Annotated in this window: 8 protein-coding genes; 6 read left to right on the forward strand and 2 right to left on the reverse strand. The window is 71.0% G+C overall.

What is annotated here, in order from left to right; all coding sequences use genetic code 11:
• Positions 1–188: 188 nt before the first annotated feature.
• Complete coding sequence (locus tag FHG10_RS14030) at positions 189–3,008, reverse strand: transglycosylase domain-containing protein (protein ID WP_152353952.1); 2,820 nt, start codon at positions 3,006–3,008, stop codon at positions 189–191.
• Between the two features lie 276 nt (positions 3,009–3,284).
• On the reverse strand, positions 3,285–4,694 hold the full coding sequence (locus tag FHG10_RS14035) for a CCA tRNA nucleotidyltransferase (RefSeq protein ID WP_152354017.1): 1,410 nt from the start codon (positions 4,692–4,694) through the stop codon (positions 3,285–3,287).
• A 219-nt stretch (positions 4,695–4,913) separates the two neighbouring features.
• On the opposite strand from FHG10_RS14035, the gene FHG10_RS14040 reads away from it, so the two are divergent.
• The 6 genes from FHG10_RS14040 to FHG10_RS14065 all read left to right on the forward strand — a co-directional run bounded on the left by FHG10_RS14040 (position 4,914) and on the right by FHG10_RS14065 (position 14,672).
• Positions 4,914–7,358, forward strand: a complete 2,445-nt coding sequence (locus FHG10_RS14040; protein ID WP_152353953.1) for a DUF6049 family protein — start codon at positions 4,914–4,916, stop codon at positions 7,356–7,358.
• Positions 7,355–9,499: a murein biosynthesis integral membrane protein MurJ gene (murJ, locus tag FHG10_RS14045; RefSeq protein ID WP_227488265.1), complete on the forward strand. Its 2,145-nt coding sequence runs from the start codon at positions 7,355–7,357 to the stop codon at positions 9,497–9,499. Before FHG10_RS14040 ends, murJ begins: the two co-directional genes overlap by 4 nt.
• A 42-nt stretch (positions 9,500–9,541) precedes the next feature.
• Entirely contained in the window at positions 9,542–12,166 is a 2,625-nt protein-coding gene (locus FHG10_RS14050) for a protein kinase family protein (protein ID WP_152353954.1), read from the forward strand.
• Positions 12,163–12,717 (forward strand): hypothetical protein, encoded by a 555-nt coding sequence (locus tag FHG10_RS14055; RefSeq protein WP_152353955.1) that lies wholly within the window; start codon positions 12,163–12,165, stop codon positions 12,715–12,717. The genes FHG10_RS14050 and FHG10_RS14055 overlap by 4 nt, the downstream gene beginning before the upstream one ends.
• A gap of 181 nt (positions 12,718–12,898) precedes the next feature.
• On the forward strand, positions 12,899–13,981 hold the full coding sequence (gene trxB / locus FHG10_RS14060) for a thioredoxin-disulfide reductase (RefSeq protein WP_152353956.1): 1,083 nt from the start codon (positions 12,899–12,901) through the stop codon (positions 13,979–13,981).
• Between the two features lie 37 nt (positions 13,982–14,018).
• Complete coding sequence (locus tag FHG10_RS14065) at positions 14,019–14,672, forward strand: hypothetical protein (protein ID WP_152353957.1); 654 nt, start codon at positions 14,019–14,021, stop codon at positions 14,670–14,672.
• The last annotated feature ends 2,101 nt before the right edge of the window (positions 14,673–16,773 follow it).

A 16,773-nucleotide genomic window follows, 5' to 3' on the forward strand; every position in this document is an offset into this window, starting at 1 on the left:
CCTCCTGTGGTCTCAGCGGCCACGGGACTTCCGTGGCAGGAGGGTTCCATGCCGTCCGGACCGCTCGGATCGCGGCACAGACCAGCCAAGACTACCCGGGCGTGCGCGGGCCCGCCAGGCCGGCGCACGGCGTGCGCGGGGGATCACAGGGACGGGCCGACGGGCTCCGGGCCCTCACGCCCCTCGGCTCACTCGCCGTCGTCCTCGGTGGCCTTCTTCGTGTCCTTCGAGCCGGAGCCCGTCTTCTTGTCGCCCGAGCTCTTGCCCGAGTCGCCCGTGCTCTTGTCGCCCGAACTCTTGTCGTCCCCGGAGTCCCCGCTCTTGTCGCCGGAGTCCTTCGAGTCGCCCGTGTCCTTGTCGGAGTCCCCGCCCTTGTCCTCGTCGGAGTCCTTCGAGTCGTCCTTGCCCTTGTCCGAGTCATCCTTGTCGGACTCCTTGTCCGTGGGCTTCTCGGTCTTCGAGGACTCCTCCTCGGTGGGCTTCTCGGACTTCGAGGACTCCTCCTCGGTCGGCTTCTCGGTCTTCGAGGACTCCTCGTCGCTGGGCTCCTCGGACGGCTCCTTGCTGGGCTCCTCCGTGGTGGGTGCCTGCGTGGTGGTCGGGGCCTTCGTCTGCGGGGCCTGCGTGGTGGGCGCCTTGGTGGCGTTGCCCGCGGAGGACTTCTGGTTGTCCAGGACGACCTCGCCGTCGAACTGCTCGATGGGCTCGCCCTCGAGGGTCTGGGACATGATGCGGCCCCAGATCGTCGCGGGCCATGAGCCGCCGGTCATGCTGGAGACGCCGCCGAACGGCGTGAGCTGCTCCTCGCTCTTGCCGTCCTCGGAAGGCTGGAACATGCCCACCGCGGTCACCATCTGCGGGGTGAAGCCGACGAACCAGGCCGACTTGAACTTCTCGGAGGTGCCGGTCTTGCCGGCGACGGGACGACCGCCCATCACGCCGGCCACGCTGCGGGCCGAGCCGGTGGACGGCGGGCCCTGCAGGGCCACGGTCGCGTTGATCGCGACCTTCTCGTCGAGCACGCGCTTCGAGCTGTCCTTGTGCTCGTACTCGTCGGAGCCGTCGGGGTTGGACACCGAGTCCACGATGTAGGACTCGTGATGGACGCCCTTGGCGGCGATCGTCGCGTACGCCTCGGCCATCTCGCGGACCGTCGGCGAGGCGCTGCCCAGCACGTTGGAGGCGTCGTCGTTCAGACCCGGGGTCTTCTCGGGGATGCCGAGCTGCACGGCGGCCTTGCGGGTCTTCTCGGGCCCCATGGCGACGTTCAGCCCGGCGTAGGCGGTGTTCACCGAGTTCGTGGTCGCCTGCTTGAGGGTGATCGGGCCGTAGGAGGTGTGGCCGAAGTTGTTCACCGTCCAGCCGCCGAAGGTGCGCGGCGAGTTGCCGTCCCAGGTCGAGTTCAGGCCGTAGCCGTTCTCCAGGCCCGCGATCAGGGCGAAGCTCTTGAAGATCGAGCCGGCCTGCATGCGCGACTGGGTGGCGTCGTTGATCGACTGCTTCACGAAATCGGGGCCGCCGTACATCGCGGTGATCGCACCGGAATCGGGGTCGATCGACATCGTGCCCACGCGGTTGGCGTCGGGCCGGCCCTCGTCCTTCAGACCGTCGATGGTGTCGACGGTGATGTCCTGGTCCTTCTTGGAGACCGTGGAGACGATCTTGTACCCGCCGGTGTTGATCTCCTCCTCGGTGAAGCCCTCGCGCTCGAGCTCGCTGCGCACCATCATCAGCAGGTAGCCGTTGGTGCCCTCGAGGTAGTTCTGCTGCTTGTTCTCCGAGGTCTCGGGGAACTCGAGCTTGTCGGCCTGCTCCTCGGTGAGCGTGCCGGTCTGGTTCACCTCGCGCGTGATCACGCGGTCCCACTTCTTGGCCGACGCCTCCTTGTCGTTCGCGGGATCGTAGGCCGACGGGGCAGGGATCACGGCGACCAGCAGGGCGGCCTCGGACTCGTCGAGGTCCTTCGCATCCTTGCCGAAGTAGGCCTGGGAGGCGGCCTGGATGCCGTAGGCGCCGCGCCCGAAGTAGATCGTGTTGAGGTAGCGGGAGAGGATCTCGTCCTTGCTGAGCTCCTGATCGGCCTTGAGCGCCATGATCATCTCCTTCACCTTGCCGGTGTAGGAGGTGGTGGTGCCCGTGTAGTACCGCTCCACGTACTGCTGGGTGATGGTCGATCCGCCCTGCCGGGAGCCGCCCTTCAGGTTGTTCCAGAGCGCGCGCACGATGCCCTTCGGGGACACGCCGCGATTCTCGTAGAAGGTGGAGTCCTCGCTCGCGACGACCGCGTCCTTCACGGTCTGCGGTATCTCGTCGTTGCTCAGGATCGTGCGGTTGACCTCGGAGAACTGCCCCATCTCGGTCTCGCCGTCGGAGAAGTAGACGCGGGTGGTCTGCGCGACGGCGACGTCGTCGGCCTGGGGGACGTCGGTCGAGTTGTAGAGCCACACGGCCCCGCCCAGGCCCAGCAGCACGATCAGCGCGATGGCGCCGCCGAACATGCGCAGCGAGGGGAACCAGCGCAGCGGACCCTTCGTGCCGGCGCGCGGGTAGTTCAGCGCGGCGGCCAGACCGGTGCGCTTGGCCGGACCACGACCCCCGCGTCCTCCGCGACCCCCGCGGCCCGAGCCGGCCGCCGCCGAGGTGCCGCGCTTCGCGGTCCCGCTCTTCGCGGCGCCGTTCTTCGCGGTCCCGCTCTTCGCTGCGCCGCTCGCGCCCGCGGCGCCAGCCCCGGCGGCGCCGGCGCGGCGCGCGGTGCGGCTGGTGCCCTTGGGCGAGCCCTCGTTCGCGGATCGGCCGGCGGCCGAGCCCGCACCGGCGCTCCTGCCCGATGCCTTCCCCGCGCCCTTGCTCGCGCCCGCACCCTTCGTGCGGCTGCGGCCCTGGGCGCCCGGGAACTGCTTGCGCGCCGAGGAGGCGCCGTCGCCGGCGCCGCGGGACCGGCCGGTGCCGGAACCGCCGTCGCGTCCGGATCCGGACGACGGACGCGAGGGTCCACGAGAATCGCTCACAGCTGCTCCTGACGGCTCGACTCCAGGGCATCCCGGCGCGCCTGGGGCAGGCGTCCGGGGGCGAGGCGCCGAAGGGCACGGCGTCGCAGTCCTCCAGTATCCGCACGAGCGCGCACGGATGGGAACGCCCCGGCGGTGACCATCACACGGCCTTCACCCCGCCCGTCCAGGTGAGGAGAGGTGCGGGTGGTCCATGCCACAGCCGCTCGGAGCGACGTCCCGGGGCGGCGCCGCGCCACCGTCGGAGCGGCCACTCTCAGGGCTTCATCTGAGCGTTCACCCGCGATCCTCCCACCAGGCGCGCAGCCGGCGCTCGGCCTCGTCCTCACCGAGGGGGCCGTGCTCCATGCGCTCCTCGAGGAGGAAGCCGTAGGCCTCGCCGACCTCCCGCCCCGGCGCGATCCCCAGGACCTGCATGATCCGGTTGCCGTCGAGGTCGGGGCGGATCTTCTCGATCTCCTCGCGGGCGGCGAGGTCGTCGATGCGCTCCTCGAGGTCGTCGTAGGCGCGGGAGAGCGCGCGGGCCTTGCGGCGGTTGCGGGTGGTGACGTCGGCGCGAGTGAGACGGTGCAGGTGCTGCAGCAGCGGACCGGCGTCGGTGACGTAGCGGCGCACGGCCGAATCGGTCCAGCCGGAGTCCGCATAGCCGTGGAAGCGCAGGTGGAGCTCGACCAGTCGGGCGACGGCCTTCGTGGTGTCCTTGTCGAAGGCGAGCTTCTTCATGCGCTTGGCGGTCATGCGGGCGCCCACGGTCTCGTGGAAGCGGAAGGTCACCAGCCCGCCGGGCTCGAAGCGACGGGTCGCGGGCTTGCCCACGTCGTGCATGATCGCCGAGAGCCGCAGCACCAGGTCAGGGCTCTCGCAGGGACCGCCCGAGCCCTCGGGGCTCTCGAGGTCGATGGCCTGGTCGAGCACGGTGAGCGTGTGCTCGTAGACGTCCTTGTGATGGTGGTGCTCGTCCCGCTCGAGGCGCAGGGCGGGCAGCTCGGGCAGCACGTGCTCGGCGAGGCCGAGGTCGACCATCAGCTCGAGGCCGCGGCGCGGGTGCGCTCCCACCAGGAGCTTCACGAGCTCGTCGCGGGTCCTCTCGGCGGAGACGATGTCGATGCGCCCGGCGAGCTCCCGGATCGCCGCGGCGGTCCGGTCCTCGATGGTGAAGCCGAGCTGGGAGACGAAGCGCACTGCGCGCATCATCCGCAGCGGGTCGTCGTCGAAGGACTGGGTGGGCGGGGCGGGCGTGCGCAGCAGCTCGCCGGCGAGGTCGTGGAGGCCGTCGAAGGGGTCCACGAACTCGAGGGAGGGCAGGCGCACGGCCATCGCATTGACCGTGAAGTCGCGGCGCGAGAGATCGCCCGCGAGGGTGTCGCCGAAGGCCACCTCGGGCTTGCGGCTGGTGGGGTCGTAGGACTCGGTGCGATACGTCGTGATCTCGACCTTGACGCCGTCGCGGGTCGCGCCGAGCGTCCCGAACTCACGACCCATGTCCCAGATCGCACCGCCGTGCGTCCAGCGCCGCAGCACGGCCTCCGTGTCGTCGGGCCGGGCGGAGGTCGTGAAGTCCAGGTCGGCGCTCGAGCGGCCCAGCACCGCGTCCCGCACGGGCCCTCCGACGAGCGCGAGCTCCTGCCCTGCCTCCTCGAAGAGGCGTCCGAGCTCGTGGATGGGTGCAGGCAGAGCCTGGAACATCGAGGCCGCGCGGGTGCGCGCGGCCGTGAGACGTGCGGCGCGCTCGTCGGGGTGCTGCGGGTCGGTCACAGAAGTCCTGTCATGTCAGGGGCGCAGGGAGCCGAGATCCCGGGGCGGGGGCTCCGAGGGCCGAGGGCCGTGGGGGATGCCCTGTGGAGATCTCGCGGCAGGCCCGGTCACCTGCCGGGCTCTACCGTATCGGCCGCATACAGTGTCCCCATGTCCGAGCCGAGCCCGTCCGTGCGCCCGCGCGCGCCGCTCCCCGGACCCAGGGCCCTCGCGACGGCCGCCCCGCGGCTCCTGCTGGTGGCGCTGCTCGCCCTCGCCCCGGCGCTCCTGATGCCCGCCGGGCCCGCGATCGCCCAGGTCACAGGCTCACAGTCCGTATCGGCCGGCACGCAGTCCGCGTCGACCGGACGGACCTCGAGCACCCTTGCCACGGCCTCGTCGGCCTCCGCCTCGTCCGCGAGCGCCCGGCCGTCGGCCCCTCAGCCGGCGGAGCCCGAGGCGACCGGCGGGGTGAGCCTCGACCTGCTCGACGGCGGGGACGTCACCCTCAAGCCCGGGGGGAAGCTCACGCTCAAGGTGCGGCTGACCAACCGCGGCACGACGGCGATCGAGGATCCCGACCTGGAGCTGCGGGTGCGCACCGATCGCGTCACGGACCGGAGCACGCTCGCGCAGTGGCAGCAGCAGGACGGCCCGGACACCTACGGCGTCCCCGCCGCCACCGAGAAGGGCCCGGCGACCCTCGACGCGGGAGACTCCGCCGACCTCACCCTCTCGGTCGACGCCGATGACCTGGGCCTCTCCACCGCCTCCTACCTGTGGGGCGCGCGGCGGCTGTCGGTCACGGCCGCCGATGCCGACGGGCCCCTGGCCTCCCTGCGCTCCTTCACCGTGTGGCGGCCCGACGACGCCGACGCGAAGATCGCCGGGAGCGTGCTGCTGCCGCTGTCCGCGAGCGACCCCGGCGCAGCCGTCAGCGATCCCGACGCCTACGAGGCGTCGGCCGAGAGCGGCCGGCTCAAGGATCTCGAGGGCCTCGCGGCGCGGAAGGACGTGGACTGGATGCTGGATCCCGCACTGCTGGATCCGCCGTCGCTCTCGGACGCCGCCGCCGGCGACTCCTCGGGGTCGGGATCGTCGGGGTCCGACGCCTCGGCGGACACGGACGACGGGGACGACGGCGACTCCGCGCAGACCCCGCCCGCGCGCTTCACGACGCCGGACGCCACGAAGCACCTGGCCGACGCCCTCACCTCGGGGGCGGAGGACCGCGACGTGATCGGGCTCCCGTACGCGCAGTCGGACACGATCGCGCTCGAGCAGTCCGGCACCACCGATCTCTCCGACGCGCTCGCGGCGCGCAGCGAGAAGGTGTGGGAGGACGCGCACATCGACCCGCTCGGCGAGGCCGTCGCGATCCCGGGCGAGGAGGCGAGCGGCAAGACCCTCTCGCAGGCCGTGACCAGCGGCGCCGATCTCCTCGTGGTGCCCTCCTCCTCCCTGCGCGCCGACCCGGCGGGGACCGTGACGCCGTCCTCCGTCGGCACCTTCACCGCGGGCGATCGGACCGTGCCCGTGCTGGCGCCGGACCCGACGCTGTCCGAGGAGGTCTCCGAGCTGCGCACGGGCGAGGACGTGCAGCAGGTGCGCCAGCGGATCCTCGCGGAGACCGCCGTGATCGCCTCGGAGCAGTCGAGCACGCAGCGCCAGGTCCTCATCGCCCCCCAGCTCGGGGAGGACATGGACGCGGATGCCGTCTCCTCGACCCTCGACGCCCTCGACGACGCGCCCTGGATGACGCAGGCGCCCGTCTCCGACCTGCTGGACGCGGCGGAGGGCGGCGACATGGTGACCGACACGGGCACCGAGGGCGACGGCCTCTACGCGCTCGGCGAGCTCGACGCGGACGACGTGCGCCCGTCGGGCCCCGGAGAGGACGGCACCTGGGCGCATCTGCCGCGCGCCCGTTCCCGCGACGAGGTCGACACGGGCACCCTGCAGTCCCTGCAGCGCTCGCTGCGCTCGATGAGCACCGTCGCCGCGGTCGCCGAGGACGACGCCCCCTTCTCCTCGACCCGCACACTGATCCTCACCACGACCTCGACGACGCTCGCGAAGGACCATGACGAGGCGTCCCGGCGCGCGAAGACCGCGCAGAAGGACGTCGCGACGATGCGCGAGGCCATCCACGTGGTGCCCGCCTCCGGCTACAACCTGGTCTCCGACTCGGCCGGCGTGCCGATCACGGTGACCAACGACCTGGACAGCCCGATCACGGTGAAGGTCGAGGTGGGCACGGATCGGCCGATCGTGCGGGTGGGAGAGCCCACCACGGTCGAGGTGCCCGCCCGGCAGAAGAAGGAGGTGACGGTCCCGATCGACGCGATCGCGAACGGGACCGTGACCCTCACCTCCACCGTCCGCTCGGAGGACGGGGAGGAGCTCGCCGCACCCGTGTCGGTCCCGCTGAGCGTGAACCCGGCATGGGAGAACTGGACGACCATGGTGCTGGTGGGCGCCATGGGCGTGCTCGTGGTGGTGGGCGTGCTGCGGGCCCGGCGCACGGGCTCGCGCCGCCGGGCCGCCGCGGCCGAGCTGACGGACGACGGCGAGGGGCAGGCCGCAGGGGATGCGGCCGACGAGGAGAGACGATGAGCGCACCACGACGCATCCAGCACCGGCCGCGGCATCTGCGGCCTGGCCCGCCCCGCGCCCGGCCCCGCCCGGCCCGGGCACGGCCCGCCGCGCAGGCCGCGCCGTCCCCCGCGTCGACCGCTCCCTCGGCCCCCGCACCCTCGGCCCCCGCGCCGTCGGCGCCCGAGCGGCCCATGCCCGCCGCCGAGGGCTCCGACTCGGCGGAGGTCTTCTCCTCGCGCACTCCGGCTCCCGCGCGCCGCACCGCGCCGGTCTCCGACGATGCGGCCGCTGCGCACGCGGCCGACCTCGAACGAGCGGTCGCGACCCTCGACGAGACGACGGGGTCGCTCGACCCGATCACCGAGCAGATCGCCACCGGCAGCGGTGATGGCGCCGCCGAGCGTGCGGGCAGCACGACCGACGGCGGGACCGGCGGTGCGGACGACACGGCCGACGCACCGGCCCCGAAGCTCACGGGAACCCGCGCGCGGCTCATGCGCGCGACCGCCGTGATGGCACTGGGCTCGACGGTCTCGCGCGCGCTCGGGTTCGTCCGCAACTTCCTGTTCGGCGCCATGTTCGTCGGCATCAGCAGCTCCGTGGGCAGCGCGTTCAGCTCCGCGAACGTCGTGCCCAACACGATCTGGATCATGATCGGCGGCGGCACGCTGAACGCGATCCTGGTGCCGGCGATCGTGCGGGCCGCGAAGCGCCCCGATCGTGGCAGCGACTTCACCTCGCGCCTGTTCACGCTGGTCACGGTCGCCGCGGGTGGGGTGACCCTGCTCGCGATGGTGCTCGCGCCGCTGCTCATGGTGCTCACCAACGGCTCGCTGCCGCCGGACACCTACGCCCTGGCCGTGCAGCTCGTGTACTGGATGATGCCGCAGATCCTGTTCTCGGCGCTCTACCTGATGCTCGGGCAGCTGCTGAACGCGCACGACTCCTTCGGGCCCTACCAGTGGGCCCCCGTGCTCAACAACCTCGTCGCGATCGTCGGCGCGCTGATCTTCCTCGCGATCTGGGGAGGGCAGGGCGATCCGACGGCCTGGACCGTGCCGATGGTCGTGGCCCTGGCCGCGATGAACGTGGGCGGCTCCGCGATCCAGGTCGTCTTCCTGGCCTACTTCGTGCACAGGCTCGGGCTGAAGCTGCGCCCGAAATGGGGTTTCCGCGGTCTGGGCCTGGGCAAGCTCAGCCGCATCGGCATGTGGAGCCTCGGGATGCTGATCGTCGGCCAGCTCGCGCTGTACGCCGGACGCTGGAGCGTGGGCGGCGCCGTGGAGGCGGCCGAGACCAGCCAGGGCACCGACGCCTCGAGGCTCTATCCGGGCCTGGGCACGATGGACTGGGCCTATACGGTCTTCATGATCCCGCAGGGGATCCTCGCGGTCACCCTGGTCACCGCCGCGTTCCCCTCGATCTCGCGCAGCGCCTCGGAGGGCGACCACGAGCGCGCCCTGCACCGGTATCAGCAGACCAACCGGATCCTCGCGGTGCCGATGATGCTGTGCGCCGCCGTGTTCATCGCCCTGGCGGGCCCCATCATGTGGGTCATCGACGGCGGTTCGAGCGTCGCCGGAGCGCAGGCGAGCGCGTGGGTCCTCGCCGCGTACATGCTGGGCCTGGTGCCGTTCTCCGCGAACTACCTGACCAAGCGCGCTTTCTACGCGTACGAGGATGCCCGCGCCCCGTTCTGGATGCAGATCCCGACCTCGGCTCTGCCCCTGCTGGGCGTGGCACCGGTGCTGCTGTTCGTGGATCCGCACTGGCAGGCGGCGACGGCGGCGCTCGTGGTCTCGCTCGGCAACGTCGTCGGCTGGGCGTACGGGCAGTGGATGCTGCGCCGGCGCGCACGGGAGCTCGGGACCTCGCTGGACGGGGGCGCGAAGGCGATGCTGCTGCTGGGCCGGCTGCTCGTGGCGGCCGTGGTGGCCTTCCTGGTGGGCGATGGTCTGGTCGCGCTGATGGGCGGGGCGATGTGGACGAACCGCGTGCTCACCGTCGTCCTCGGCCTGGTCGTCGGGGCGGTGGCGAGCGCCGTGTTCGTGGCGGTCGCGTGGGCGCTGCGCGTCGAGGAGCTGCGATCGCTGATGGCGATGGTGCGCGCGCGGATGCCCGGTGGCGGCCGCCGGTCAGCGGGCACCCGTAGCATGTGACAGGCCGCAGGGCATCAGGATGTCGGAGAGGGACGGACACAGGTGAACGAACGACACCACGAGCACGCGGTGCGCGAGCGCTGGAGCGTCGAGGCGAAGATCCCGCTGTCGGGCGTCGCCGAGGGCGCGTCCTGGCATCGCGCCCGCTCCGTGCGCTCCGGTGAGCTCGTCACCCTGTTCATGGTCCACGGCGATCTCGCCCTCGAGGTCGCCGACGCCGCGCGCCGCGCCTACCTCGTGGAGAACCCGCGCCTGCTCCCCGTCCTGGACGTGACCGTGTTCGGGGATCCGCGCGAGACCGGCGAGGGATCGGCCGACGACGCCTCCGGCGATGCGTCCCAGGGGGACTCCGGTCATGGCCTCGGGGCCGCGAACGAGGGCGCTCCGCTGACCGTCGTCGAGTACCCGGCCCCGCCGGCACCGCCCCTCGCGGCGCTGTTCGCCCAGGGCGCGCTGCGCCCGGAGACCGCGCGGTCGATCATCGGCGAGGCCGCGTCGGGCCTCGAGGCCGCTCGCCGCCGCGGACTGCGACATCAGCACCTCGATTCCAACCGGGTGTTCGTGGACACCGCGAGCGGGGAGGTGGCGGTGCTGGGCGTGGGCGTCGAGGCCGCCGCCCATCACGACGCCGAGCACGACGGCCGCGTCGCCTCGTTCCTGGACGTGACCGCGCTGGTCGCGCTGCTGTACCGGGCGCTCACGGGGGCCTCCCCGTCGGCCGCCGACGGGCCCCTGCCCCGCCCGTCGCGGATCAGTACGCGGAGCATCCCGCGGGATCTCGACATGCTGTGCGAGCTCGTGCTCACCGAGGGCGATCAGCCCGTGCCGGAGACCACGCGCGACCTCATCGCCGAGCTCGAGCCCTGGCAGTCCATCCCCGTCACGCTCGAGGCCTACGACCCCCAGGACCCCTCGCGCACCTCCCGGGACGCGCAGTCGACGACCGCCGACGCACGCGACGCCTCCGGCGGCGCGCAGGGATCGTCCGGCGGGGCACGGAGCGGCTCCGCTGACGCACCGAGCCCGTCGACCGGGGTCGAGGACACGTCCTCCCCGACGTCCGCAGGGAAGGATCCGGCGAAGGATTCGAGCACGCCGTCTTCGAACGTCTCCGGTGATGCGGGCGCCCGGTCCTCGCACGAGGGCTCCGCAGGACGCCTCGACCTCGACCAGGAGCCGCGCGCCGACATCGAGAAGGTGCACACGAGCCGCACCGCCCGCCGCGCGGCCGCTGCGGCGGCCGCCGGAGCGGCGACCGGTGCTGCGGCAGGTGCCGCGGGTGCGGCGGCCGGTGGAACCGAGGCGACCACCGGTGGCACGGGCCCGACGTCCGGCGGCGCCGGTGCGGCCTCCGCCGATGCCGGTGCGACCGAGGGCAACGCGAGCGCCACCGACGGCGACGCGAGCGCGACCGACGGCGGCGCGAGCGCAGGCGCCGGCACGAAGGGTGCGACGCCCGCCGACATGCCCGCCGACACGGCTGCGACCGGGACGAACAGCTCCGAGCCGAGCACGACCGGTGCGCCGTCGGCGGATCCCGGCGCCTCTCCGTCGGCAGCGCCCGCCTCGCAGGACGCGACCGCCGCCGAAGCCCCGCCCGAGGACACCACGGGCACCGAGGCTGCGGAGTTCGTGCGCGACCTGCACCTCTCCGAGACCCGCAGCAAGGCCGCCTTCCCCGGGCACCTGGATGTCCAGGAGAAGGAGAACCCGCTGGCCGCGGCCACGATCCCGCCGGCGGCGGCGGGCCGCGGCGCCGTGCTGCCCGGCTCCTCCCGCGATGCGGACGAGGCCTCGTGGACGGACTCCGTCGCACAGACTCCCGTGGAGGAGGAGGACGCCTCACCCGGGCCGATCATCGTGCGCGGGCGTCCCGTCACCTACGGCGACGAGGACCAGGACGCCTGGGCGGCCACGCCGCACCGGGGCAGCGCGCTCGTGCGCGACGTCGTGGGTGTCGCGATGAGCGCCGAGGACAGCTCGAACGTGTACACCACCACGGCGGAGCCCGATGAGCAGCGCTCTCGGCAGACGCAGTGGATCCTCATCGGCGCCGCTCTCGTCGTGATCATCGCCCTGGTCTTCGCGATCACGAGTGTCACCTCGGGGCTGCGCGAGGCGGCCACGGGGCCGAACGAGAGGGCGACGACTCAGCCCGCGCCCACCGAATCGAAGACGAACGCGCAGGTCCAGCCCACGGAGACCACAGAGTCTGCGACCGAGGGTCCGCCTCCCACCTTCGGCGAGCCCGAGGTCTTCGCCGAGGGCGGCAACGGCAATGCGGACCACTCCGAGGATTCGAGCCGCCTGACGGACGGGTCGAAGGACTCGTACTGGTCCTCGAAGACCTACCAGGGTGCGGACTACTCGGGTCTGAAGGACGGCATCGGCATCAAGCTGCCCTTCGAGAAGACCTCGACGCTGAAGAAGATCACCGTGAGCACGGCGGATGCCGAGGGCGGCTCGATGGAGCTGTACGCCCTGAAGGAGGACGGCAGCCGGGGCGACAAGCTCGGCGACGGCGAATTCACCGACGGCGGGGACGTCGAGTTCACCCTCGATGAGCCTGTGCAGGCCGACGGCGTGGAGCTGTGGATCGCGGAGCTGCCCAGCAGCACCACCGGCGACGGCTTCCGCGCCCGCATCCAGGAGATCAAGGCGGAATGACCGCGCCCGGGATCCGCCATCGGCGCCCGGGCGCCGGTCCCGGGCCGACGTCCGGCCAGGGCGTGAAGACCTGGGTGGTGGTTCTCGCGCTCGTGCTCGCATCCCTCGTCGGGCTCATGCTCTCCGAGGCCCTCCAGCAGTCGACCACCGAGGTGGCGCGCGGCAGCGCGGCGTCGTCCCCTGAGACGGGCAACGCACCCGGGAAGAATTCCTCGGGTCTGCCCGTTCTCACAGAGAGCACCTTGGGGAGCGAGGCGCAGCGACTGGTCGCCTCGGGCGGCACGTTCCAGGCGCCGGCGACCTTCGACCTCAACCGGTGCCTCGAGCAGCAGGGCGTCACGGACGCGCCGATCGTGATGGAGGAGATCGAATGGGGAGCGGATTCCGGTCAGTACTGGATGATCGTGCACGGCCCCTACCAGCGCGATTCCCTGCGGGCGAACGGTGGGATCGTGCAGATCACCGTGGTCCGTCCCACCTGCGGCACCGAGAACGCCGACGCCGCGGGGACGCTGGTGTGGAACGGCTCGACGAACATCGGCAGCGTCTGACCTCCCCGTCCACCGCCCTGCTGGCATCGGCGCCCTTCGCGCTCTCCGCCCGCTCGCACACCATCCGCTCCCCGCGACACCGATCATGCGCCCGCCCCGCCCAGCGGACCTCCCCGCTCCCGTCTGACCTTCGCGTCGCTGCCCGAGCTCGACGCCTGCTCCACATCGGAAGGACCCATCCATGACCCAGCCCATCCAGGCCCTCAACATCCTCCGCGGCGCCGGATCCGCCGCGCCCGCCGCGAACACCACGGCGCCGGCCGCCGCTCCGGCCGGCGGCTCCTCGGGCGATGACACCGTCCACGAGGTCCTCGTCGTCGGCTCCGGGCCCGCCGGCTACACCGCGGCGATCTACGCGGCGCGCGCCGAGATGCACCCCGTCGTCATCGCGGGGGCGCTCGATGCGGGCGGTGCCCTCATGACCACGACCGATGTCGAGAACTACCCGGGCTTCGCGACCGGCATCATGGGCCCCGAGCTGATGGGGACCATGCAGGAGCAGGCCGAGCGCTTCGGCGCGGAGATCCTCTTCGAGGACGCGATCGACGTGCAGCTCGAGGGCCCGATCAAGACGGTCACCCTCGAGGACGGCACCGTCTACCGGGGCCGCTCGCTGATCATCGCGACGGGCTCGGCGTACCGCGAGCTCGGGATCGAGGACGAGAAGCGTCTCTCCGGCAAGGGCGTCAGCTGGTGCGCGACCTGCGACGGCTTCTTCTTCAAGGACAAGGAGATCGTGGTCGTCGGCGGCGGTGACAGCGCGGTCGAAGAGGCCACGTTCCTCACCCGCTACGCGACGAAGGTGACGCTCGTGCACCGCCGCGACGCCCTGCGCGCCTCGAAGATCATGGCCCGACGGGCCGAGAACGATCCCAAGCTCGACTTCGCGTGGAACGCTCAGGTCGTCGGCATCAACGGCCAGGAGCAGGTCGAGTCCGTGACCATCAAGGACACCGCGACCGGGGAGGAGCGCACGCTGCCGACCTCCGCGGTGTTCGAGGCGATCGGCCACGAGCCGCGCTCCGCGCTCTTCCGAGACAAGGTCGAGCTCGACGAGCAGGGCTACATCGTGGTCCAGGGTCGTTCGACGCACACCTCGGTGGAGGGCGTGTTCGCGGCGGGCGACGTCGTGGACCACACCTACCGCCAGGCCATCACCGCTGCCGGCAGCGGATGCCAGGCGGCCCTCGACGCCGAGCGCTGGCTCGCGCTGCAGGATGACGAGCCCGAGCAGCTCGCGACCGCCGGTGCCCGCGAGGCCTGAGAACCCCGCGCTCCACCCCGAGGCCGTCATCGTTCTGGTGACGGCCTCGTGGTGTCTGCCGTGCCGTCCCGCGCGCACCCTCCTTCAGGAGCTGCGGCGAAGGTGGGGAGAACGGGTCCTTCCCCTGGTCCTCGACGCCGATGCGGCGCCGACGAGCAGCACCGGCGTCAACGGATCAGGCGGCACCGCCGAGAACGCCCGCGATACAGGGGACGATCCCGTGGTCGACGAGGTGGTCGGGAGGTCGGAGGGCGATGCTGGCGTCCCCGTGCTGGCACGTCTTGCGGTGGAGCAGCTGCCCACCTGGATCCTTCTGCGCCCCGAGACCCGAAAGGGCGAGCCGTCGCCGCACGTCGATGTCGTGCCGAAGGCTCCAGATGACGCCGGCGTGCCCGGCAGCGGGCTCGCGGGGGAGAGTCTGGAGGGCCAGGGTCTGGTGCTGCGCGGGGGCTGGCACGAGGTCGCGCGTCGCGTCGGGGCTGTACCGAAGCTCGAGATCCTCGCCCTCGCGGACGAACCGGACGTGCCTGAGCGCACGGCCGTCTCTGCGGACGCTCTCGCATCCGACGCCGGCGCTGCGCAGAGGGGTGGTCATCGAAGCGGTGCGAGCGGCGAAGACGCGGAGCTGACTGCAGACGTGAGCCCGACGGGCACTTCCGAATCACCTCACAGACGGTCTCACGGCAACTGACCCGGTGAAACTCCGCCGATCTCCTGGCCGTCGACTGGTCGGAGAGTGCGTGTTTCACGCAGGTGCCCCCTCGTGGCGCCCGATTCACGGCACCGAACAGCTCTGGGACTCGTGCATCGCCACGCCGGGCTCACGAGCACTGATGCCGAGACCCATGCCCCGATCCACACATCTCCACATCGTTGTCCACAGGCATGGGCGCACTTCTCCACACAGTTATCCACAGTCGCCGTCGATGTGGCGCAGCCTCAGCGTCTCCCGCTGCGGCCTGCGGTGAAGGAGCTTTAGGTTTCTGACCTGTTGGTTTTATGACGGTGCGTCCATTCGTGTGACGCAGATCCCATTCAGACTCGAGCGTTCGTCCACCCGACCGTCCACCGGTGTGCGCTGCTCGAGACGCTTTGTCCACAAGCTCGTGCACAGTGTGCATTTCCACGCGCAACTGTCCGACCGCACTCTCGCCACGTCCCGGTCCACTGCTGTCGTGGGCTTGCTGCCTTACGCCTGCTCGTACAGGTACGTCAGTTCGTGTTCCACGCGAAACATGGACCCTGGGGTGACTCCGCCTGGCCACGTTCTTCTGACAGCTTGAGTCCGCGTTGCCGACGTTGACTTTTTTTCATCGCTGACCCCTCGCGGCGCCCACCAATGCACGCTGTCTCGCCCGGGAGTTTCCCTGAAGGCAGCGTCCACGCCCGAGGCGGCGTGCGGCCTTTGGCAGCATCCGACGAGGCCGTCATCCTTGGCCACGTCCGCCTGTTTCACGTGAAGCAGAGTGAGTGCTCGTCCACGCCGCTCCGCCCCTCGAACATCGGTCGGTAGATCGCACAGGAGTGGAGGTTCTTGGTGCCGCCCCAGGCCACGTCCACTCTCAGACGCCACCCTTCTCGCACCCATCACGCGAGTATCTGTTAACAAACGTGCAGGTCACGACGCTTTTCCTGGACCTCGTTCCACGTGGAACAACTCCCACGTCCCGTCAGTGCATGCTCCTGGGAGGAGTGGTGAGAAGGAGGCGAACACAGTCTCCCGCCGTGATGATCCCCGTTCCACGTGGAACATCGGGGGCTCTCGCAACGGACTGTCAGACCACGAGGTGCGAGCGGCGGCGCTTTCACCGGCCAATGGGGCGTTTGGTGAGGGAGTTTCACGGGAAACATGCGCGCCGCGCGCAGTACAGCAGCCGCGCGAGAAGCGGGGCCTCGGCCCCACATTTCTCTGCGCGCCGTCACTCGCATCACGTGACCACGAGAGCCTCCCTGACGAGTCGGGAGGGTGCGTGCCTCAAGGACGGAACGATCTCGTCAGCACAGAACCAAACCCAGCCCCACGGGCGCCACGACTGTTGCACGTGAAACACGCGCCGCGGTGAAGGGTCGGCCGCCCCACTGCCCCGTCCACGACACGTTGCTCCAGGCCACGCGTCCGTAGGTTCCACGTACAACGCGGCTCCTCGCATCACGCAAGACTCGGGCTCAACAGACTGCCGCCGGGCTCAGCCTTTTCCTCTTGCGCAGATTTCACGTGCAACACATCAGGTCGTACCGAGCGAAATTCAGCGTTCACCAATCGACGACCTGGCTCAGATCTGTCACGTGCGTAGGTTTCACGTGCAACGTGGCGTTCTCAGACGGCTGCGCTCCCAGATCCAGGGCGCGCTCGGTAGTCCCTTACGGTCGCCGGAGAACGCTGGGGTGGCGTGACGCCTCGACGGGTAGGCCGCCATTCGTGGGGGGTTCCTTCAACACGCTGTCACTGCGCCAGGTTTCACATGGAACGTCGCGCCGACGCGTCTCGCATACACAGCTGTCAGCAGGTGGAACCAACCGATGGTTTCACGTGAAGCAGAGGGTGGGCTGCCCCAACACGTGGAGATGTTCATGTGCACGGAGGACCCGAGACGGCGGCGAATCCAGGGGAGCGTTTCACGGGAAACGCTGCTCCCACGCACTCATTCACCCCGCCCCAGGCGTAGCGGGCAACCGACGTTGGAGCTTTCTTCAGGTCCATGACAGCGCGGTAGCGAAGCACCAGTGGCACCGGCACCATGGACAGCCACGGTGTGCTGATCCCGTTCCACGTGGAACACGTCGCCGGCCCC

Source organism: Brachybacterium subflavum (assembly GCF_009299795.1).
Classification (GTDB): domain Bacteria; phylum Actinomycetota; class Actinomycetes; order Actinomycetales; family Dermabacteraceae; genus Brachybacterium; species Brachybacterium subflavum.

Bases quoted from the DNA above. Each gene is read 5' to 3' on its own strand.
- FHG10_RS14035 (WP_152354017.1), bottom strand. From the start codon at position 4,694: ATGTTCCAGGCTCTGCCTGCACCCATCCACGAGCTCGGACGCCTCTTC.
- FHG10_RS14040 (WP_152353953.1), top strand. From the start codon at position 4,914: ATGTCCGAGCCGAGCCCGTCCGTGCGCCCGCGCGCGCCGCTCCCCGGA.
- murJ (WP_227488265.1), top strand. From the start codon at position 7,355: ATGAGCGCACCACGACGCATCCAGCACCGGCCGCGGCATCTGCGGCCT.
- FHG10_RS14055 (WP_152353955.1), top strand. From the start codon at position 12,163: ATGACCGCGCCCGGGATCCGCCATCGGCGCCCGGGCGCCGGTCCCGGG.
- trxB (WP_152353956.1), top strand. From the start codon at position 12,899: ATGACCCAGCCCATCCAGGCCCTCAACATCCTCCGCGGCGCCGGATCC.